The sequence below is a fragment of the Cryobacterium inferilacus genome (genome assembly GCF_019599185.1).
GTDB classification, from domain to species: Bacteria; Actinomycetota; Actinomycetes; order Actinomycetales; family Microbacteriaceae; genus Cryobacterium; species Cryobacterium inferilacus.
Genome location: NZ_JAIEUL010000002.1, coordinates 260,554 through 280,556, shown reverse-complemented (window position 1 = coordinate 280,556; position 20,003 = coordinate 260,554). Strand labels below are relative to the sequence as shown.

Genomic DNA, 20,003 nt, shown 5'->3' with positions numbered 1-20,003 from the left:
CCCTACTTTCCCCACCGCAGTGCGGCCGTGTGCACCGGAGCGTCCCACAGGGTGGTCAACTCGTCATCGAGTGTGAGAACCGTGATCGACATGCCCTGCATCTCCAGTGATGTTGTGAAATTGCCGACGAGCGTTCGGGTGACCTCGATGCCACGATCGGCGAGAACTTCGGCGGCCCGTCGGAATACAATGTACAGCTCCACCTGGGGCGTCCCGCCCATTCCGTTGACGAACAGGAGGACCTTGTCCCCCGCCGTGACGGGCAGGTCCTCCAGGATCGGTCCCAGGATTCGGTCGACGATGGCGTCGGCCGGTTCCATTTTGATCCGTTCCCGCCCCGGCTCGCCGTGGATCCCGATGCCGATCTCGATCTCGTCGTCGGCCAGCGTGAAGCTCGGCTCGCCGGCGTGCGGGACCACGCACGGGGTGAGGGCCACGCCCATGGAGCGGACCCGACCGATGACCTTCTCGGCGACGGTCGCGACAGTGTCGAGGTCGTCGCCACGCTCGGCGGCGGCACCGGCGATCTTCTCGACCAGGACCGTGCCGGCCACTCCCCTGCGCCCCGCGGTGTAGAGCGAGTCCTTGACCGCGACGTCGTCGTCGACGATCACCGAGCGTACCTCGATGTCGTCTGCCGCCGCCAGATCCGCCGCCGTCTCGAAGTTCAGCACATCACCGGTGTAGTTCTTCACGATGTGCAGCACCCCTGCTCCCCCGTCCACAGCCTTGGTGGCCGCGAGAATCGGGTCGGGCGTCGGCGAGGTGAAGACGGCTCCCGGCACAGCGGCATCGAGCATGCCCAGGCCGACGAAACCGCCGTGCAGCGGCTCGTGACCGCTGCCGCCGCCGCTGACGATGCCGACCTTGCCCGAGACGGGCGCGTCGGTGCGCACAATGAAAACCGGATCCAGGGATACCCGCACGATGTCGCCGTGCGCAGCACCGAACCCGGCGACGGCCTCGTCGACAACGTTTTTCGGATCGTTGACAAGCTTCTTCATTTCCATTCCTTCGTTCGGCGGAATCGAGACGGCACGTTTCTGCACGTGCCGGACACCCACAACAGGTTCACGCACAACCTACGCGCTGCCATCGCTCTCGGTAAGAGGCAGGTTATCCGCCTATTCTGCTCCGTTTCGCTTCGGGCGCGCCCGCGCTATGGTGACTGCACAATCGCTCAGCGCGAAGGGATTGCTCCGGTTCAACCGGCATCTCGCTCCTAACGAGAAAGGTCATCGTGGACAATATCGGTCTTGTGTTTTTGTCGGAGGTGTTGGGCACAGGGATGCTCGTCCTCCTCGGTTGTGGTGTCGTGGCCAACGTGGCGCTGACGAAGAACAAGGGCTTCGGCGGCGGGTTCCTCATGGTGACCTTCGGCTGGGCATTCGCTGTCTTCGCCGGTGTGACCGTGGCGTACAACTCGGGTGCGCACCTCAACCCGGCCGTCACCCTGGGGTTGGTCGCCTCTGGCGCCACCGAATTCGGCCTGGGCGTTCCGGTGAACTTCCTGTCGGTGCTCGTCTATCTGGCCGGCGAGTTCCTCGGTGCTTTCCTCGGCGCCGTCGTGTGCTGGCTGGCCTACAAGCAGCACTACGACGAGGAGCCGGAACCCGCCAACAAGCTGGGCACCTTCTCGACGGGTCCGGCCATCCGCTCGTACGGCTGGAACCTGGTCACCGAGATCATCGGCACCTTCGTGCTGGTGTTCGTGGTGATCGCGTTCGGCGGCGGTCGCCAGGGCGAGACCGGTGGCCTCGCGGCCCTCGGCGCACTGCCCGTCGCCCTGCTCGTGCTTGTGATCGGTGTCTCCCTCGGTGGACCGACCGGATACGCCATCAACCCGGCCCGTGACCTCAGCCCCCGGATCGCGCACTTCATCCTGCCGATCAAGGGCAAGGGTTCATCGGACTGGGCCTATTCCTGGGTCCCGGTCGTGGGGCCCGTCATCGGCGGTGTCCTGGCCGGGTGGGCCTCGCTGGTCTGGCTGCCCGTCATGGCCTAACCGGCAGGCCGGTCCGGCACGGACCGGCCTGCCGCGCTGCCCGGCCCGAGTGGCCATCGCGGTACAGAAGTCACCCGAGCGGAACACTCCGCACGGTTTTATAGTGTGTCCAAGCCATCATGCAACGTACAAGGAGGTACACCATGGCACAGTATGTTCTCGCCATCGACCAGGGCACCACGAGTTCGCGGGCCATCATCTTCGACCACGCCGGCTCGATCGTCTCGACCGGTCAACTCGAGCACGAGCAGATCTTTCCCCGCGCCGGCTGGGTCGAACACAACCCGGTGGAGATCTGGGACAACACCCGTGAGGTCATCGGTCAGGCGCTGTCCAAGGCCAACCTCACCCGGCACGACATCGCCGCCGTCGGCATCACCAACCAGCGTGAGACCGCCGTTGTCTGGGACCGCACCACCGGCCTGCCGGTGTACAACGCCATCGTCTGGCAGGACACCCGCACCCAGCCGATCGTCGACCGGTTGGCCGCGGATGGCGGTGTGGAGCGGTTCAAGCCCAAGGTCGGTCTGCCGTTGGCGACGTACTTCTCCGGCACCAAGATCGTCTGGATCCTGGAGAACGTGGAGGGGGCAAGGGAGAAGGCCGAGCGGGGTGACCTGATGTTCGGTACCACCGACACCTGGGTGCTGTGGAACCTCACCGGCGGGCTGGAGGGCGGCGTGCATGCCACCGACGTCACCAACGCCAGCCGCACCCTGTTCATGGACCTGGAAACGCTTGAATGGGACGACGAGATCCTGGCGGCGTTCGACGTGCCCCGGTCGATGCTGCCGGAGATCAAGTCCTCCAGCGAGGTCTACGGCACCGTCAACGAGCACAGCCTGCTGCGTGAGGTGCCGATCGCCGGCATCCTCGGTGACCAGCAGGCCGCCACCTTCGGTCAGGCCGCGTTCGACCAGGGTGAGGCGAAGAACACCTACGGCACCGGCAACTTCCTGATCTTCAACACCGGCACCGAGATCATCCACTCCAAGAACGGCCTGCTCACCACGCTGGGCTACAAGCTTGGCGACGCCGAACCGCACTACGCCCTCGAGGGTTCGATCGCCGTCACCGGCGCCCTGGTGCAGTGGCTGCGCGACAACCTCGGCATGATCACCTCCTCGGAGGAGATCGAGACACTGGCCGCAAGCGTCGACGACAACGGCGGCGCCTACTTCGTTCCGGCGTTCAGCGGCCTGTTCGCGCCGTACTGGCGCTCGGATGCCCGTGGCGCCCTGGTCGGCCTCACCCGCTTCGTCAACAAGGGCCACATTGCCCGAGCGGCGCTGGAGGCCACCGCCTTCCAGACCCGGGAGGTTCTGGACGCCGTGAACGCGGACTCAGGGGTGCCCCTGACCGAGCTCAAGGTCGACGGCGGCATGATCAAGAACAACCTGCTGATGCAGTTCCAGGCCGACATCATCGGTGTCCCGGTCATCCGTCCGGTCGTGGCCGAGACGACGGCGCTCGGAGCGGCATACGCGGCCGGCTTGGCGGTCGGGTTCTGGAGCACACTGGACGAACTGCGCTCCAACTGGCAGGAGGACAGCCGGTGGACGCCGGTCATGAGCGAGGAGGAAAGCGCCCGCCAGCTGCGGAACTGGAAGAAGGCGGTCACCAAGACCTTCGGCTGGGTGGACGAGGACGTCATCTAGCCAGCAGCTCGCCAGCGAACCGCTTCATCCCGGCCGGTCGGCCGCGACGCCCCGACGTGCGGGGCACGCGGCCGGCCGGTCTTTCCGGTGGCACCGGACGAGCCGACGTCGCGCGACCGGGCTGGCTCAGGCGCGGGTGGCCTGCACCCACTGGGCGAGCTTGGCCGTCGCGGCACCGGAGTCGATCGCCTCGGCCGCGACGAGGAGTTTCGCCCTGAACCGGTCGAGGATGCTGACCTGGGACTGCGCGGGGTCGTGCGCGAGATCGTATGCGACCAGACCACCGGCCGCGTTGAGAAGGACGATGTCGCGCACCGGGCCCGTCTCCCCCGACAGCACGGCGTGCACCACACCGGCATTGTGTTCCGGCGACCCGCCGACCAGCTGGCTCATCGTTGCCCGCGGGATGCCGAGATCGCGCGGGTCGATGTCGTGCTCGGTGACCTGACCCCTGGACACCTCCCAGACGTGGCTGTGACCCGTCGTGGTGAGTTCATCCAGTCCGTCGTCACCCCGAAACACCAGGGCGGAGGCACCCCGGGTCTGAAACACCCCGACGAAGAGCGGCACGCGGTCGAGACTGGCCACCCCGACGGCCGACGCCTCCGGCCTGGCGGGGTTGACCAACGGACCGAGGAAGTTGAAGACCGTGGGGATGCCGAGGTCCGCGCGGACGGCGGCGGCGTGCCGGAAGCCGGGGTGGAATGCCGCAGCGAATGCGAAGGTGATTCCGGTGGAGTCCAGCACGGCCGCGACTTCGTCGGCGGACCGGCTGAGGTCGATGCCGAGTGCGGCGAGGACGTCAGAGGATCCAGAGGCGCTGCTGGCGGCTTTGTTTCCGTGCTTGATCACGGGCACGCCGGCGGCTGCGCAGACGATGGACGCCATGGTGGACACGTTGACCGTGCCGAACCTGTCGCCGCCGGTACCCACGATGTCCAGGCCCATCGAATTCACGTTCAGGGGGATGGCGTGGTCGAGGATAGCGTCTCGGAATCCGACGATCTCATCAACGGTCTCGCCCTTGGCGCGCAAGGCCACCAGGAACCCGGCGATTTGGGCCTCGGACGCCTCCCCCAGCACGATTCTCTCCATGCACCAGGCAGCATCGGCCACGCTCAGGTCTTCGCCCCGCAACAGGACATCAAGAATATTCGGCCAGGACTGGGATTCGAGCATGCTTCGATCTTAGGGAACCCAGCTCCCCGCCCCGCAATTACGGCCCCATCAGGCACTAGTTAGGGTCCCCTAACCCCTAAATTGGGCCTTATGGCACTTCAGTATGAGAAAAACCTGTGGCGTAATCGGCCATAATGGAATAGTGACGACGACCTCAATTACTCCTCGGGCGACCCTCCCCGTAGTGAACAGGCCCAACAGCGTGGCGGTTGGCACCATTGTCTGGCTGGGCAGCGAGGTCATGTTCTTCGCTGGCCTCTTCGCCATCTACTTCACCCTGAGGTCCACCTCTCCGGAGTTGTGGCAGTTCGAGACCGAGAAGCACAACTTCACCTTTGCTCTGGTGAACACGCTGATCCTGGTGTCCTCCTCCATCACCTGCCAGTTCGGCGTTTTCGCCGCCGAGCGCCTGCAGTCTAGGTCGACGGGATGGCGACCGAGCCAGTGGGGCATGGTCGAGTGGTTCTTCCTCACCTACGCCCTCGGCGCGATCTTCGTCTCCGGCCAGGTCTTCGAGTACGCCACCCTGGTGACCGAAGGCGTGACGCTGGCGTCCAACGCCTACGGCTCGGCCTTCTACCTCACCACCGGTTTCCACGGAATTCACGTGACCGCCGGCCTCATCGCCTTCCTCCTCGTGATCGGCCGTGGTTTCGCGGTCAAGAACTTCGGTCACAAGGAAGCCACCAGCGCCATCGTGGTTTCGTACTACTGGCACTTCGTCGACGTCGTCTGGATCGGGCTCTTCCTGGTCATCTACGTTCTTAAATAACAAGCAGGAGCGGACACACTCAGCATGCCCAGGACTCAGAAACCTACCAACGGCACTTCACGTCGTTCCGGCCGGCGCAGCCCTCTCGCCAGCGTTGCCCTCATTGCCATCGGCCTGCTCTTCACCGGCGGCGCCTACGCAGCATTCAGCACCAGCACCGCCAGCGCCGCCACCGAGAGCGCATCAGCGCAGACCGTCGCGGAGGGCGAGAAGCTGTTCGCCGCGAACTGCGCCACCTGCCACGGCCTCAGCGCTGACGGCACGTCGGCCGGTCCCAGCCTGATCGGCGTCGGCGCCGCCTCGGTCGACTTCCAGGTCGGCACCGGTCGGATGCCGATGCAGATGAACGGACCACAGGCCGAGGTCAAGCCCGTGCAGTTCACCGAGGAGCAGACCGCGGCCCTTGCCGCGTATGTCGCATCCCTCGCCCCCGGCCCCGCGATCCCCGCCGCCGAGCTGCTCGACGCGCAGGGTGACGCGGCAGCCGGCGCAGAACTGTTCCGCATCAACTGTGCGATGTGCCACAACGTCGCCGGAGCCGGTGGCGCCCTGACCGAGGGCAAGTACGCACCCGCCCTGGACGGTGTAACCCCGCAGCACATCTACGAGGCCATGATCACCGGCCCGCAGAACATGCCCGTCTTCAATGACATGAACATCTCCCCCGAAGACAAGCGCGACATCATCACGTACCTCAAGTACGTGGAGAACAACCCGTCGCCGGGCGGATTCGCACTGGGTTCGCTCGGTCCGGTTTCCGAAGGCCTTTTCCTCTGGATCTTCGGGCTCGGCGCGATTGTCGCTCTCACCGTGTGGATCACGGCGAAGTCCAACTGATCGGCCGTACGGGATATGACACAGCGATCACGCACAGCAACACCGCACACTGCACAACCCGCGTCATTGCCGACTATGTCGGCACTGACAGCCCCCACGAAGGAGAACAATGGCCAGCGATGAAACCAGCGGAAAGGACCTGACCGCCACCGATTCCGCGGGTGTCGACCACGGTTCGGCTGCCGCAGGCATTGCCGTCGTTTCCCGCGACGCTGTGGCCAACCCCGGTTTCCCGCCGCACCGACCCCGGATCACCGACCTGGATCCCCGCGCGGAGAAGCGTGCAGAGCGCACCGTCTACACCCTGTTCTACCTGTCGATCGTGGGCAGCATCTTCGCCATCGCGGCCTACATGATCTTCCCGATCGTGCCGGAGGACCCGGGCTCTGTTCGTCTGAACAACATGTTCATCGGTATCGGGCTCGCCCTGGCACTGCTTGCACTGGGTATCGGCGCCGTGCACTGGGGCAAGGCGCTCATGCACGACGAAGAAGGTGTCGATGAGCGCCACCCGGTTCGCGGCACCGACGAAACCCGTGCCCGCGCCGTGGAGATCTTCCAGGAAGCGAACACCGAGTCCGGCTTCGGCCGTCGCACCATGATCCGCAACAGCCTGATCGGTGCCCTCGTGGTCTTCCCGCTTCCCGCGGTCGTACTGTTCCGCGGCCTCGCTCCGCAGGACCAGGACCCCGTTGCGCTGCTCAAGCAGACCATGTGGGAAAAGGGGACCAGGCTCGCCCTCGACCCCTCCGGCGTACCGATCAAGGCATCCGATGTCACGCTGGGCTCCTCCTTCGCTGTCATCCCAGAGGGACTGATGGACCTCGGGCACGGTCTGCTCGAAGAGAAAGCCAAGGCCGTGGTCATTCTGGTGCGCATGAAGCCTGAAGACCTCATCGAGACGCCCGAACGTGCCAGCTGGTCATACGACGGAATCGTCGCGTACTCCAAGATCTGCACCCACGTGGGCTGCCCGGTCGGCCTGTACGAACAGCAGACGCACCACCTGCTGTGCCCGTGCCACCAGTCGCAGTTCGACGTGGCCGACAGCGCGAAGGTCATCTTCGGACCGGCCAAGCGCGCCCTTCCCCAGCTCCCCATCGCGGTGGACGCTGATGGATACCTGATCGCACAAAGCGATTTCCTTGAACCCGTCGGACCGAGCTTCTGGGAGCGACAGTGAGTACCACAACCGATATGAAACCCGCCGACACACAGAAGAAGAAGTCCGGCGGCTTCACGGGCGCCGCGGCCAACTACGTTGACGAGCGCACGAGCATCTCCACCGCCGTCAAGGAACTGGGTCGTAAGATCTTCCCCGACCACTGGTCGTTCCTGCTCGGTGAGGTCGCGCTCTACAGCTTCGTCATCATCCTGCTCTCTGGCACGTTTCTGACGTTCTTCTTCCAGGCCTCCATGGTCGAGGTGCACTACGACGGCTCATACGTTCCGCTCAAGGGCGTGGCGATGTCCGTGGCGATGGCGTCATCCCTGGACCTGTCCTTCGACATCCGTGGTGGTCTGCTGATGCGCCAGGTGCATCACTGGGCGGCCCTCCTGTTCGTGGCCTCCATCGGACTGCACATGCTGCGGATCTTCTTCACCGGCGCATTCCGCAAGCCGCGTGAACTCAACTGGGTCATCGGCTTCGTCCTCTTCATCCTGGCGATGGCCGAAGGCTTCACCGGATACTCGCTCCCCGATGACCTGCTGTCCGGTAACGGTCTGCGCATCATCGACGGCATGGTCAAGGGCATCCCCGTGGTGGGAACGTGGATCTCGTTCCTGCTCTTCGGCGGCGAATTCCCCGGCGTCGATATCGTGGGCAGGTTGTACTCGTTGCACATCCTGATCCTGCCGGCGATCATCGTGGCTCTGATCGCGATGCATCTGCTCTTCGTCGTTGTGCACAAGCACACTCAGTACCCCGGAGCCGGTCGCACCAACAACAACGTCGTCGGCTACCCGGTTCTGCCGGTCTACGCTGCCAAGGCCGGTGGATTCTTCTTCATCGTCTTCGGTGTTGTCATGCTGATGGCGTCGTTCTTCACGATCAACCCGATCTGGAACTACGGTCCGTACGATCCCTCCCCCGTTTCCGCCGGAACCCAGCCCGACTGGTACATCGGCTTCGCCGACGGTGCCCTCCGCCTGATTCCGCCGGGGCTCGAGTGGGTCGGACTCGGCGGCACCTGGTCGTTCAACATCCTGATCCCCCTGGTGGGCCTCGGACTGTTCATCGGCGTTGTCCTGCTGTACCCGTTCCTCGAGGCCTGGGTGACCGGTGACAAGCGCGAACACCACATCCTGGACCGTCCGCGCAACGCTCCGACCCGCACCGCCATCGGCGCGGCCGGTGTCACGTTCTACGCCGGCCTGTGGGCCGCGGCGTCGTCGGACATCATCGCCACCCATTTCAAGGTGACGATGGAGGGGGTCATCCACACCCTCCAGGCCGTCGTGATTCTCGGCCCGATCATCGCGTACTTCATCACCAAGCGGGTCTGCCTCGCACTGATGAAGAAGGATCGTGAGATCGTGCTGCACGGCTACGAATCCGGCCGCATCGTGCGTCTCCCCGGTGGCGAGTACATCGAGGTGCACCAGCCCGTCGACGAGTACGAGCGCTGGAAGCTGGTCAGCTACGCCGACTACAAACCGCTCGAGCTCACCCCCAACGCACGGGGCAAGATCTCGCCCGTGCAACGCGTACGTGCCGGACTGTCACGCTGGTTCTTCGAAGACCGGATCGCACCGGTCGGTACCCAGGAAATCGAAAAGAGCCACGGCGATCACCACTGATTCCACGGCTCCACCCGTTCGGGCATCGCAGCACCTCCTGACTCTGTCGGAGTGGCTGCGGTGCCCGAACTGTTTGGCCGACCTGCAACCCGCCGATACTCTCGTCCTGTCCTGCCCCCACGGCCATCGGTTCGATGTGAACCGCCGCGGGTACGTCTCCCTGATCAATGGATCACGCCGCCTGATCGGGGACTCCCCCGCCATGCTCGACGCCAGGGAGACCTTCCTGGAGCACGGCTGGTACTCAGACCTGCGCGATGCCCTGTGCACGCTCGTTGCCCAGGAACGAGCTGGCCGAGTGGCCGACATCGGCTGTGGGACCGGGTACTACCTCAGAGGTGTGCTGGCCGCCCTGGCCGATCAGCGGCGCCCTCAGGAGGGCGCTGTGGACCATACGGCCCGCCAGGGACCCGTGGGCGTGTCTGCCCTGGCCGTCGACCTGTCCGCGCCAGCCGTCGCCCGCACCGTGCGCGCCGCGACGCACGCGGGCAGCGTCACGGCCGGTCTGGTCGCTGACGTTTGGTCTCCGCTGCCCATTCGGGACGCAGCGGCGGATGTGGCCATCAACGTCTTCGCGCCGCGCAATCCGGCCGAGTTCCACCGGATCGTGGCCCCTGGCGGCCTGTTGGTGGTGGTGGTTCCCCATCCGAGCCACCTGGAGGAGCTCCGTGCGGATGGGTTGGCTCTCGACGTGCACGGCAATAAGACGGCCGACCTCATCACGAGCCTCGCCGGCCGCTTTGAACTCGAGTCGGGTACCGAGCTCTCTCAGCAGCTGTCTCTCTCCCCCGCAGACGTCAGAGCGCTGCTCGGCATGGGACCGTCCGCCCACCACTCGGGACGTGCCGGTAGCGCAAGCGAGCTCGGGTCGACGTCACCCGACAGGCCGGAACCGGCGAGGCCGGTCACCGTCGCCTTCCAGCTCCTCGCGTTCCGTCGCCTGACGGTGTAGCCGTCGGCTCCGTCCGACCGGCTCGGACACACAAAACGGCGCCGCCAACCCTGAGGTTGGCGGCGCCGTTTGCGGTTGAGGCGCTTACCGGGCGAACAGGCCCCGGTAGTACTCGTAGATCCAGCCGACCAGGCTGATCACGCCGACGCCCACGGCGATGTACGAGATCCAGAAGCCGACCGCGAGGCCGAGGAACAGCAGCGCCGCACTGGCGGCCAGCATGATGGGCCACCAGCTCCACGGGCTGAAGAAGCCCAGCTCGGGGTCGCCGTCGTCGATGTTCGCGTCGAGAAGGTCCTCGGGCAGTTCCCCGCCCTGCGCCTTGTGCACCTTATCCAGGTAGAAGGCCACGAACGCGACCAAGACACCGCTGAGAGCGATACCGAAGGTCCCCACCCATTCGATGCTCCCCTGCAGGGGGTCGAGCAGGCCCCAGACCACGTAGACGGCCGCGAGCAGCGCGAAGAAGACCGCGAGGATCCAGTAGAGGCTGATATTGGCTTTCATCTACTTGACCTCTTCCGATCCGGCGTCGTATGTGGGGGCGTCAGGCGCGTCCTTGGCCGGACCGATTCCCACGGGCATACCCGCTTCGGGGTGGTTCAGGTCGAAGGCGGGACGCTCGGAGCGGATCCGTGGGATCGACGTGAAGTTGTGGCGCGGAGGCGGGCATGACGTGGCCCACTCCAGCGAAGCGCCGTAACCCCAGGGGTCGTTCACGGTGACCTGCGGGGCATTGCGCGCCGTGATGTACACGTTCAGGAAGAACGGGATCATCGACACCGCCAGCAGCATCGATCCGACGGTGGAGACCTGGTTCATCCAGGTGAAGCCGTCCTCGGGCAGGTAGGACGCGTAACGACGCGGCATACCCACGACACCGAGCCAGTGCTGCACGAGGAAGGTGGTGTGGAAGCCGATGAAGAGCAACCAGAAGTGCCACTTGCCCAGGCGCTCATTGAGCATCTTGCCTGTCCACTTGGGCCACCAGAAGTAGAACCCGCTGAACATCGCGAACACGACGGTACCGAACACGACGTAGTGGAAGTGCGCCACAACGAAGTAGGTGTCCGACACGTGGAAGTCCAGCGGCGGGGACGCGAGGATCACGCCGGTCAGACCACCGAAGGTGAATGTGATCAGGAAGCCGATGGCCCAGAGCATGGGCGTTTCAAAGGTGATGGAGCCCCGCCACATGGTTCCGATCCAGTTGAAGATCTTCACCCCTGTCGGTACCGCGATGAGCATCGTCATCAGGGAGAAGAACGGCAGCAGGACCGAACCGGTCACGTACATGTGGTGTGCCCAGACCGTGACGGACAGGGCGGCGATCGAGATGGTTGCGTAGATCAGCGTCTTGTATCCGAAGATCGGCTTGCGGCTGAACACCGGGAAGACCTCTGACACGATGCCGAAGAACGGCAGCGCGATGATGTACACCTCGGGGTGACCGAAGAACCAGAACAGGTGCTGCCAGAGGATCGCACCGCCGTTGGCTGGGTCGTAGATGCGCGAGAGGAAGATCCGGTCGCTTGCCGCGGCGAGCATGGCTGCGGCCAGGACAGGGAAGGCCATCAGGATCAGGAGCGACGTCACCAGGGTGTTCCAGGTGAAGATCGGCATCCGGAACATGGTCATGCCGGGGGCACGCATGGTGATGATGGTGGTGATGAAGTTCACGCCACCGAGGATCGTGCCGAAACCGGACAGACCGAGACCGACCATCCAGAGATTACCGCCGATACCCGGCGAGAACGTCGTACTGGCCAGTGGTTGATACGCGAACCAGCCGAACGACGCAGCACCCTGCGGGGTGAGGAATCCGCCGACGGCGATCAGGCTGCCGAAGAAGAACAGCCAGAACGAGAAGGCATTGAGCCGCGGGAACGCCACGTCGGGCGCGCCAATCTGCAACGGCATCAACGCGTTGGCGAAGCCGAAGAACAGTGGTGTCGCGAACATCAGCAGCATGATGGTGCCGTGCATGGTGAACAGCTGGTTGTACTGCTCCTTGGTCTGCACGATCTGCAGGCCGGGCTCGAACAGCTGGGCGCGCATGACGAGCGCCATCACGCCACCGAGGCAGAAGTAAACGAATGAGGTGATCAGGTACATGTACCCGATGACCTTGTGGTCGGTAGAGGTGATCCATCGGACAACGATGTTGCCCTTGCGGTCCACACCCGTCGGCCGTGGGGCCTGGGCAGCGGCTGGTGCGCCGGCCGGAGCTGTTGTGGTGCTCATGGTCTAGTTACCTTCCTCTGCCGATGGAGCGCCGGTTCCCGGGAGATTCGAGTTGCGGTCGTACTCGTTGGATACCTGGCCCTCGTTGCCTGCTGCCCTGAGGGACTCGATGTACACGTCGTAGTCGGCCTCTGACACCACCTCGACGTTGAAGAGCATCAGCGAGTGGTACTCACCGCACAGCTCGGCGCACTTGCCGGCGTAGGTGCCGATTCGTTCGGGGATGACCGACATGTAGTTGGTCTTGCCGGGAATCATGTCTTTCTTGTACAGGAAGTCGATGACCCAGAAGGAGTGGATGACGTCGCGTGCTTCGAGCGCGATCTCGATCTCCTGGCCGACGGGGAGCACCAGAGTCGGAATCTCGCTTTCGACGAGCGCGCCCTGCTCCCCGTCGAGGTCTGGCTGGCCCTGGATGCCCTGGGTGAACACGTCGTCGGTGACGTAGTTGAAGTCCCAGGCCCACTGCTTGCCGATGACCTCGATCTGCAGGTCGGGCTCCTCGAAGCGGGCTTCGATGGCGTTCTGATCGCGGGCGGTGAAGGCGAAGAAGCCCAGCACGAGGATCAGCGGCACGATCGTGTAGAAGATCTCGATGGGCATGTTGTACCGCAGCTGCACGGGAAGGCCGGTCTGGCCCTTCCGGCGTCGGTAGACGATCACGGCCCAGAGAGTGAGTCCCCAGGTGATGAGGCCGACGATGAGCAGCACGATCCACGAGGTGGTCCACAGACCGGAAACCCGTTCGGTGTTGTTCGTTACCGGGGCCTCACCCTCCTCGAAACCGGGCAGATACCCGTTGAGTTGAGCCTGGGTGCATCCGGCCAGGACGAAGGCGAGGGTTGCTGCGACCGGTATGACGGCCCATCGGAGACGGCGGTTTTTGAGCACCGGTGACCTTTCGGGGAGACGTGAGGGCACTACACAGGAAGTGCGTTTATCATCTCTAGCCTACTCCGCGCCGGTCCCCCCTCGGTGCACGATCGGGCCCCGTGGCCGAAAAGTCGACGTGTTCGCCGTGCTGTTTCCAGAGGCTAAGGGCCTGTTCCGGGCTTCGTTCCGCCGCCGAGGTGAGTGGGCGCGGATACAGCTGAAGGAGACCACCCGCCGGATGGTCCCCTTCAGTGAGTCGAGAATTCCTAGTTGAAGGAATCTCCGCAGGCGCAGCTACCGCCGGCGTTGGGGTTGTCGATGGTGAAGCCCTGCTTCTGGATGGTGTCCTCGAAGTCGATGGACGCGCCCTCCAGGTACGGGACGCTCATCTTGTCGACGACGACCTCGACTCCGTCGTAGTCCATGACGGCGTCGCCATCGAGGGTGCGCTCGTCGAAGTAGAGCTGGTAGATCAGTCCGGAGCAGCCGCCGGGCTGCACCGCAACCCGAAGTCGCAGGTCCTCGCGACCTTCCTGGGCGAGCAGGCTGCGCACCTTCGCCGCGGCGATGTCGGTGAGGCCAACGCCGTGTGCGGAGGTGCTGGTTTCGATCGTGTCGGTCATGGTACTCCTCGGTATTATCCGGTTCCGCCAGGTCACGGTCCCATCGAGGGCCGGCCGGGCGAGTCTAGTCACAGTGTAGCCGTCGAACCCGTGAGCGGGCAGGACTTGTGGGCACGAGCCGGTGTCAGTGACCGGTTCTGGCGTTCAGGCGGCCCAGGAGGAACGCTTCGCTGAGGATCGCGCGTTTGAAGACGCCGAGATGAAGGGACTCGTTGGGGCTGTGCGCCCTGGAGTCCGGGTCTTCAACACCGGTCACCAGGATCTGGGCCTGCGGGAATTCGCGGACCAGGTCCGCGATGAACGGGATGGATCCGCCGACGCCGATGTCCACCGGGGCGACCCCCCAGGCCTCGGTCATCGCCAGACGCGTCTCGGCCACGGCCCACCCGCCGGTGTCGACCAGGAACGGCTCCCCGGTGTCCAGGTCGTCGATGTCCAGGTGCGCTCCGAAGGGTGCGTGTGAGCGCAGGTGCGTCTCGATGGCGGCTGCGGCCTCACGAGCGGACTGGCCGGGCGCGATGCGCACGCTGATCTGCACCGACACCGACGGGGTCAGGGTGTTCGAGGCGTTCGCGACGCTGGGCGCATCGATGCCGGTGACGGTCAGTGCCGGTTGGGACCATATCCGACTGAGGATGGAACCGTTCCCGATCGGGGACACACCGTCGAGCAGACCGGTCTCCTGCCGCAGGGCGTCCTCACCGTACGCCGGAGTGCCGGCGTTGTGGCTGGTGAGGCCGTCCACGGCGACCGAACCATCCGGCGCGTACAGGGTGCCGAGCAACAGGATGGTTGCCATCATCGCGTCGGGGACGGCGCCTCCGAACATACCCGAATGTGACGCGTGCGCCAGCGTGCTCACCGTGAGGCGGAACGTGACATTGCCGCGCAGCGCGATGGTGATGGCGGGGGTGTTGATGTCCCAGTTGTTCGAGTCGGCCACCACGATCGCGTCGGCGCGCAGGGCCTCCCGGTTGTCGGTCAGGAAGGTGGCGAATGACCGGCTGCCGAATTCCTCCTCCCCCTCGATGAACAGGGCCAGACCCAGGTCGATGTCGCCGGCGGTGGCCGCCACGAGTGCGCGCAATGCGGCAACGTGGGCCATCACGCCGGCCTTGTCATCGGCCGCACCCCGGCCGTAGAGCCGGTCACCACGGAGGGTGGGCTCGAAGGGCGGGGATTCCCAGTGCTCGTCCTGTCCGGGGGGCTGGACATCGTGGTGGGCGTAGAGCAGCACTGTCGGGCGCCCGTTCTTGGCGGCCCTGGTCGCCAGGACGGCGGGCTGGCCAGACTCGTCCGTCCCCGGGATGCCCGCGCGGGTGACCTGAACGGAATCGAAGACGCCGATCTCTCGGACGAGGGCTGCGACGGCATCGGCGCTGGCGCTCACCTCTGCGGGGTCGAACGCCGCCCACGAGACGGAGGGGATCCGCACCAACGCGCACAGGTCAGCGATGGTTCGCGGCAGCCCCGTCTCCACGGCGGTCTGCAGCGCCGGATTGAGCGCGCCTGACCCCTCGTCATGGTTGTTATCTGAACCTGTCTGCACGGTATCCGTCATGCGAGTAATCTTAAGGGACCCTAACTGCAAGGAATTGATGTGGCTAAGCAACCTGTAAACCCCGGAGCAGAACCGTCGATCGAGACCGGCGAAGAGACGCGCGCCCGCCTGGCCGGCGCGCCGACCGGCAAGGGCCAGCCGACGCCCAGCCGACGCGTGCAGGAAGCAGCGAACAAGCGCCCCCTCGTCCCTGACGACCGCAAGCTCGCCGCCAAGCAGGCACGTGCCAAGTCGGCTGCTGCCCGCGAGAAGGCCCGGCTCGGCATGGCCGCCGGCGACGACAAGTACCTGCCGCTGAGAGAACGTGGACCGCAGAAGCGGTTCGCCCGCGACTACATCGACGCCCGATTCAATGTGGGCGAGTTCATGATCCCGGTGATGTTCCTGGTCATCCTGCTCACGTTCTTCCCCGACCCTTCCGTACAGACCTACGGCATCCTGGCGCTGTGGGCGTTCTTCCTCGTCGCCATCGTCGACTGCGTGGTACTCGGGTTCATTCTCACCAAGAAGGTCGAGGCCAAGTTCGGCGCGGACCGGGCCGAGAAGATTCGCTGGTACGCCGCCATGCGAGCCCTGCAGCTGCGAGTGATGCGCCTGCCGAAGCCGCAGGTGAAGCGCGGAGAATACCCCGCCTGACGTTCAGCCGGCTGACCGTGAACGCCCCCCTCACCAGGAGGGGGGCGTTTCGTGTGTCCGTGCCGGTCAGCCGCACCAATCAGCGCCGGTAGGCGCCGAGCCTGAGCACGGGTACACGCAGTTCCTCATCGGTCAGCGACCCATGCTGGCCGATCATGCTCCTGGCGGACTGGTTGGGTTCGCGGGAATCGTAGTATGCGACCAGTTTCCGCGCGGCCACGATCACATCGCCGATCCGGGTCAGCGCCTCCGGTCGAACGAGACCGAACAGGCCCAGCTCCACGGCCTCCGCCCTGGTGAAAATCCAGGCCCGCTCCCCCTCCACGGCTCGCCAGGCCTCGGCCAGGGCATCCGCGTCCACCTCCGGCTCGGTGTACAGCTGCAGGCAACGCGGGTCGCCGCCGATGTGGCGTACTCCGTTGACGAGTTCTGGCACGGTGTCGAAAAGCACCTGCTTGGCGGCCGGCACGTCGACGACACCGTGATCGGCGGTCAGGATGAGGCCTTCATCCTGGCGCAGGCCCCCGGCGAACCTGGCGGTTTCCGCGTCCAGGGCCTCCAGCTGGGCGAGCCAGCGCCCCGACTCCCAGCCGTGGGCATGCGCGTTGATGTCGAGTTCGGGCACGTACAGGTAGACCAGAGCAGATGGTTCGGTGTCGAAGATCTCGCGGGCGGCGGCGAAACGCATGGCCATGGTTTCGGCCGACACGTATGCGGCGCCGCGGAGGACCGCGCCGCTGAAGCCAGACCCCGCGAAGCGTTTGGGCCCGACAGCGAAACTGGCGATCCCCGCGGCCGTCGCCAGTTCGAAGACCGTCGGCTGGTTCTGCCAGGTCAGTGGCTCCATTGCGGCATCCCAGCCGGTCAACTGGTTGACGACCCTGTCATTGGCTAAGTCGAGGACCTTGTAGCCGACAAGCCCGTGGGTGCCAGGGGCGGTGCCGGTGGTGAGCGACGCGATCCCGGCCGCCGTCGTGGCGGGGAACACCCCGTCCACGACATCCGTCTTCGCCAGGTGGCCGGTGAGGAACCGGGCATGCCCGGCTCTGGCGCGCAGGCTGCTCACGCCCAGGCCGTCGGCAAGCACCACGACGGCCTTGGCCGCGGGTGGGAGGCCGAGGGCGTTGGGCGCGGCCTGCAACGATGCCAGCGAACTTGTCAGGACATCGGCAAGGCGAACGGCGCTGAAGGGCCGGACCGGTAGCATAGGGGGCATCTGGCCCAGTCTGACATAGACCGGGCCGCCCAGTACGTAGCGTATGTCCCGTGCGCGTCAGCCTGGTGCAACCGGCCGTTCCGGCGCGCGCCACTCAGCAGAATCTACGAATGAGCCGCTCAGACAAAACCGTGCCCGCCGTGTCCACCGAGCGCATCGAAGACGTCGATGTCTCGACGGAGATGCAGGGGTCGTTCCTCGAATACGCCTACTCGGTGATCTATTCGCGCGCGCTGCCTGATGCCAGGGACGGCCTCAAACCGGTGCAGCGGCGCATCCTGTACCAGATGAGTGAAATGGGTCTGCGGCCCGACCGCGGCCACGTCAAGTCGGCGCGAGTGGTCGGTGAGGTGATGGGCAAGCTGCACCCGCACGGTGACACCGCGATCTATGACGCCATGGTGCGCATGGCGCAGTCGTTCACGTTGCGCGTGCCCCTGATTGACGGTCACGGCAACTTCGGCTCGCTCGACGACGGCCCAGCCGCACCGCGGTACACCGAGGCGCGCCTGGCCGCACCGGCCCTGTCGATGACCGAACACCTCGACGAGGACGTCGTGGATTTTGTGCCGAACTACGACAACCAGCTCACCCAACCGGATGTGCTGCCGGCCGCCTACCCGAACCTGCTCGTGAACGGTGCCAGCGGCATCGCGGTGGGCATGGCCACGAACATGGCGCCGCACAACCTGGTCGAAGTGATCGGTGCCGCCCGGCACCTGCTCGCCCACCCGCGAGCAACGCTCGAGGAACTGATGGAGTTCGTGCCGGGGCCTGACCTTCCCACCGGCGGCACCATCGTGGGCCTGGCCGGGATCAAGGACGCCTACCTCACCGGTCGGGGCAGCTTCAAGACCCGCGCGAAGGTGTCGGTGGAAGCGATCACCGCCCGGAAGTCCGGCCTGGTCGTCACCGAGCTGCCGTACCTCGTCGGCCCCGAACGGGTGATCGAGAAGATCAAAGACGGGGTCAACTCCAAGAAGCTCAGTGGCATCTCCGACGTCACCGACCTCACCGACCGCACCAAGGGATTGCGGCTCGTGATCGGCATCAAGACCGGGTTCAGTCCCGCCGCAGTCCTCGAACAGCTCTACCGGGTGACCCCGCTGGAGGATTCGTTCAACATCAACGCGGTCGCGCTCGTGGACGGCGGCCCGCAGACGCTGGGCCTGGTCGAGTTGTTGCAGGTGTACGTCAACCACCGGGTCGAGGTCGTCACCCGACGCTCCGCGTACAGGCTCGCTCGCCGCCGCGAACGGTTGCACCTGGTCGAGGGGCTGCTCATCGCAATCCTGGACATCGACGAGGTCATCCAGGTGATCAGGGCAAGCGACGACACCGAACAGGCCAGAGTGCGCCTGATCGACGTGTTCGACCTCAGCCAGGTTCAGGCCGAGTACATCCTCGAACTACGGCTGCGTCGGCTGACCCGCTTCTCCCGGATCGAGCTCGAGGCCGAGCGTGACCAGCTCCTCGCCGAGATCAAGGAGCTTGAGGCCCTGCTCGCCAGCAAGCCGGCCATCCGCACCCTCGTCTCCGACGAGCTCGCCACGGTGTCCGACCGGTTCGGCACCCCGCGGCGCACCCTGCTCACCGAGGCCAAGCCCAGCATCGCCACGGCCGCGGCCCGGCGCAGCGCGGCAGTGCTCGAGGTGAGCGATACTCCGACCAGGGTGTACCTGAGCACCACCGGTCGGATCGCCAGAGTCGACCTGCCCCAGCCGGGGGACGACCAGACCGAACGCATCATGCCCGCTCACCGCCGCAGCAAGCACGACGCCGTGCTGTCCGCGCTGGACACCTCGAGCCGCACCGAGATCGGTGCGGTCACCAACCGGGGACGGCTCATCCGCTTCTCCCCCGTCGACCTGCCGGTCGTGCCACCGACGTCTATCCAGCTCGCCGCAGGCGTTCGCGTCCGCGACTACCTCTCCCTGGGCTCTGGCGGTGAGGTGGTCCTCGCGCTGGTGGCGCTGACTGGCGACCGGGCCATCGTGCTGGGCACCCGGCAGGGCATCGTCAAGCGGCTCACGCCGAACGACTGGGCCAACAAACCCGACTTCGAGATCATCGCCCTCAAGCCGGGCGATGAGGTCGTCGGGGCCGTTCAGGGTAACGAGGACGACGAGCTGGTGTTCGTCACGTCGGATGCCCAGCTTCTGCGTTTCCCCGCGGCGTCGGTGCGGCCCCAGGGTCGCACGGCGGGCGGCATGGCCGGCGTCAAGCTCGGCGCCGACGCCAGGGTGATCTTCTTCACCAGTCTCGCTGACGACGCCGTTGAGGAGGCCGTTGTGGCCACCATCGCCGCCAGCAGTCAGACTCTCCCCGGTACGGATCCGGGCAGCGCGAAGGTCTCCCCGTTCTCCGAGTACCCGGCCAAGGGCCGGGCCACGGGCGGAGTGCGCTCGCACCGGTTCCTCAAGGGTGAGGATGTGGTCAGCCTGGCCTGGGTGGGCGCGGCGCCGGCGCGTGCGCTCGGTGCGGAGGGTTCCCCACGGGTATTGCCGGAGACCGGCGCACGCCGGGATGCCTCAGGGACCATGCTCGACGCTGTCATCGGCTCGATCGGGTCCGGCATCGGCTGAGGCCCAGGGCAGGCCGGCGTGAGGGCAAACCTCGAGCCAGCGGCCGCACTAGGGTGAACC

The 20,003-nt window shown here is 65.6% G+C and carries 17 protein-coding genes; 9 read left to right on the top strand and 8 right to left on the bottom strand.

The window, feature by feature from the left end; genetic code table 11:
• Positions 1-2: 2 nt before the first annotated feature.
• Entirely contained in the window at positions 3-1,004 is a 1,002-nt protein-coding gene (gene dhaK, locus K2F54_RS03190) for a dihydroxyacetone kinase subunit DhaK (protein ID WP_220604375.1), read from the bottom strand.
• 284 nt (positions 1,005-1,288) lie between these two features.
• Between dhaK and K2F54_RS03185 the strand changes: the two genes are divergently transcribed.
• Positions 1,289-2,005, top strand: coding sequence for an MIP/aquaporin family protein (locus tag K2F54_RS03185; protein ID WP_374107266.1), 717 nt, complete (start codon positions 1,289-1,291; stop codon positions 2,003-2,005).
• 143 nt (positions 2,006-2,148) lie between these two features.
• Complete coding sequence (gene glpK / locus K2F54_RS03180) at positions 2,149-3,663, top strand: glycerol kinase GlpK (RefSeq protein WP_220604374.1); 1,515 nt, start codon at positions 2,149-2,151, stop codon at positions 3,661-3,663.
• 126 nt (positions 3,664-3,789) lie between these two features.
• Here glpK and trpD read toward each other — a convergent pair whose 3' ends face one another.
• Positions 3,790-4,842, bottom strand: a complete 1,053-nt coding sequence (gene trpD, locus K2F54_RS03175) for an anthranilate phosphoribosyltransferase (protein ID WP_220604373.1) — start codon at positions 4,840-4,842, stop codon at positions 3,790-3,792.
• A gap of 142 nt (positions 4,843-4,984) precedes the next feature.
• On the opposite strand from trpD, the gene ctaE reads away from it, so the two are divergent.
• The 5 genes from ctaE to K2F54_RS03150 all read left to right on the top strand — a co-directional run bounded on the left by ctaE (position 4,985) and on the right by K2F54_RS03150 (position 10,205).
• Positions 4,985-5,614, top strand: a complete 630-nt coding sequence (gene ctaE, locus K2F54_RS03170; RefSeq protein ID WP_431193893.1) for an aa3-type cytochrome oxidase subunit III — start codon at positions 4,985-4,987, stop codon at positions 5,612-5,614.
• A gap of 24 nt (positions 5,615-5,638) precedes the next feature.
• A complete protein-coding gene (gene qcrC, locus K2F54_RS03165; RefSeq protein ID WP_220604371.1) occupies positions 5,639-6,451 on the top strand; it encodes a cytochrome bc1 complex diheme cytochrome c subunit in 813 nt (270 codons plus the stop codon).
• Between the two features lie 109 nt (positions 6,452-6,560).
• A complete protein-coding gene (gene qcrA, locus K2F54_RS03160) occupies positions 6,561-7,634 on the top strand; it encodes a cytochrome bc1 complex Rieske iron-sulfur subunit (RefSeq protein WP_220604370.1) in 1,074 nt (357 codons plus the stop codon).
• Positions 7,635-7,648: 14 nt separating this feature from the next.
• Entirely contained in the window at positions 7,649-9,253 is a 1,605-nt protein-coding gene (gene qcrB, locus K2F54_RS03155; protein WP_220604436.1) for a cytochrome bc1 complex cytochrome b subunit, read from the top strand.
• Complete coding sequence (locus K2F54_RS03150; RefSeq protein ID WP_374107265.1) at positions 9,165-10,205, top strand: putative RNA methyltransferase; 1,041 nt, start codon at positions 9,165-9,167, stop codon at positions 10,203-10,205. Before qcrB ends, K2F54_RS03150 begins: the two co-directional genes overlap by 89 nt.
• Positions 10,206-10,289: 84 nt before the next feature.
• Here K2F54_RS03150 and ctaF read toward each other — a convergent pair whose 3' ends face one another.
• From ctaF to K2F54_RS03125, 5 genes are all read right to left on the bottom strand, one after another.
• Complete coding sequence (ctaF, locus tag K2F54_RS03145; RefSeq protein ID WP_220604368.1) at positions 10,290-10,712, bottom strand: aa3-type cytochrome oxidase subunit IV; 423 nt, start codon at positions 10,710-10,712, stop codon at positions 10,290-10,292.
• The gene (gene ctaD / locus K2F54_RS03140) at positions 10,713-12,449 is read right to left on the bottom strand and encodes an aa3-type cytochrome oxidase subunit I (protein ID WP_220604367.1); all 1,737 of its coding nucleotides are present in this window, start codon (positions 12,447-12,449) and stop codon (positions 10,713-10,715) included.
• Between the two features lie 3 nt (positions 12,450-12,452).
• Positions 12,453-13,340, bottom strand: coding sequence for an aa3-type cytochrome oxidase subunit II (gene ctaC / locus K2F54_RS03135; RefSeq protein WP_220604366.1), 888 nt, complete (start codon positions 13,338-13,340; stop codon positions 12,453-12,455).
• Positions 13,341-13,588: 248 nt separating this feature from the next.
• Positions 13,589-13,945, bottom strand: a complete 357-nt coding sequence (gene erpA, locus K2F54_RS03130) for an iron-sulfur cluster insertion protein ErpA (RefSeq protein ID WP_220604365.1) — start codon at positions 13,943-13,945, stop codon at positions 13,589-13,591.
• 124 nt (positions 13,946-14,069) lie between these two features.
• Positions 14,070-15,506, bottom strand: coding sequence for a dipeptidase (locus tag K2F54_RS03125; protein WP_220604364.1), 1,437 nt, complete (start codon positions 15,504-15,506; stop codon positions 14,070-14,072).
• A 39-nt stretch (positions 15,507-15,545) separates the two neighbouring features.
• Here K2F54_RS03125 and K2F54_RS03120 point away from each other — a divergent pair, with 39 nt between their 5' ends.
• Entirely contained in the window at positions 15,546-16,142 is a 597-nt protein-coding gene (locus K2F54_RS03120; protein WP_308287487.1) for a DUF3043 domain-containing protein, read from the top strand.
• 79 nt (positions 16,143-16,221) lie between these two features.
• Here K2F54_RS03120 and K2F54_RS03115 read toward each other — a convergent pair whose 3' ends face one another.
• A complete protein-coding gene (locus K2F54_RS03115) occupies positions 16,222-17,358 on the bottom strand; it encodes an alkaline phosphatase family protein (RefSeq protein WP_220604363.1) in 1,137 nt (378 codons plus the stop codon).
• A 110-nt stretch (positions 17,359-17,468) separates the two neighbouring features.
• Between K2F54_RS03115 and K2F54_RS03110 the strand changes: the two genes are divergently transcribed.
• Positions 17,469-19,943: a DNA gyrase/topoisomerase IV subunit A gene (locus K2F54_RS03110; protein WP_220604362.1), complete on the top strand. Its 2,475-nt coding sequence runs from the start codon at positions 17,469-17,471 to the stop codon at positions 19,941-19,943.
• Positions 19,944-20,003 lie beyond the last annotated feature (60 nt).

What these genes read in the sequence shown, in the direction of transcription:
- dhaK (WP_220604375.1), bottom strand. Translation starts at nt 1,004, where the DNA reads ATGAAGAAGCTTGTCAACGATCCGAAAAACGTTGTCGACGAGGCCGTC.
- K2F54_RS03185 (WP_374107266.1), top strand. Translation starts at nt 1,289, where the DNA reads ATGCTCGTCCTCCTCGGTTGTGGTGTCGTGGCCAACGTGGCGCTGACG.
- glpK (WP_220604374.1), top strand. Translation starts at nt 2,149, where the DNA reads ATGGCACAGTATGTTCTCGCCATCGACCAGGGCACCACGAGTTCGCGG.
- trpD (WP_220604373.1), bottom strand. Translation starts at nt 4,842, where the DNA reads ATGCTCGAATCCCAGTCCTGGCCGAATATTCTTGATGTCCTGTTGCGG.
- qcrC (WP_220604371.1), top strand. Translation starts at nt 5,639, where the DNA reads ATGCCCAGGACTCAGAAACCTACCAACGGCACTTCACGTCGTTCCGGC.
- qcrA (WP_220604370.1), top strand. Translation starts at nt 6,561, where the DNA reads ATGGCCAGCGATGAAACCAGCGGAAAGGACCTGACCGCCACCGATTCC.
- qcrB (WP_220604436.1), top strand. Translation starts at nt 7,649, where the DNA reads ATGAAACCCGCCGACACACAGAAGAAGAAGTCCGGCGGCTTCACGGGC.
- ctaF (WP_220604368.1), bottom strand. Translation starts at nt 10,712, where the DNA reads ATGAAAGCCAATATCAGCCTCTACTGGATCCTCGCGGTCTTCTTCGCG.
- ctaD (WP_220604367.1), bottom strand. Translation starts at nt 12,449, where the DNA reads ATGAGCACCACAACAGCTCCGGCCGGCGCACCAGCCGCTGCCCAGGCC.
- erpA (WP_220604365.1), bottom strand. Translation starts at nt 13,945, where the DNA reads ATGACCGACACGATCGAAACCAGCACCTCCGCACACGGCGTTGGCCTC.
- K2F54_RS03125 (WP_220604364.1), bottom strand. Translation starts at nt 15,506, where the DNA reads ATGACGGATACCGTGCAGACAGGTTCAGATAACAACCATGACGAGGGG.
- K2F54_RS03115 (WP_220604363.1), bottom strand. Translation starts at nt 17,358, where the DNA reads ATGCCCCCTATGCTACCGGTCCGGCCCTTCAGCGCCGTTCGCCTTGCC.
- K2F54_RS03110 (WP_220604362.1), top strand. Translation starts at nt 17,469, where the DNA reads ATGAGCCGCTCAGACAAAACCGTGCCCGCCGTGTCCACCGAGCGCATC.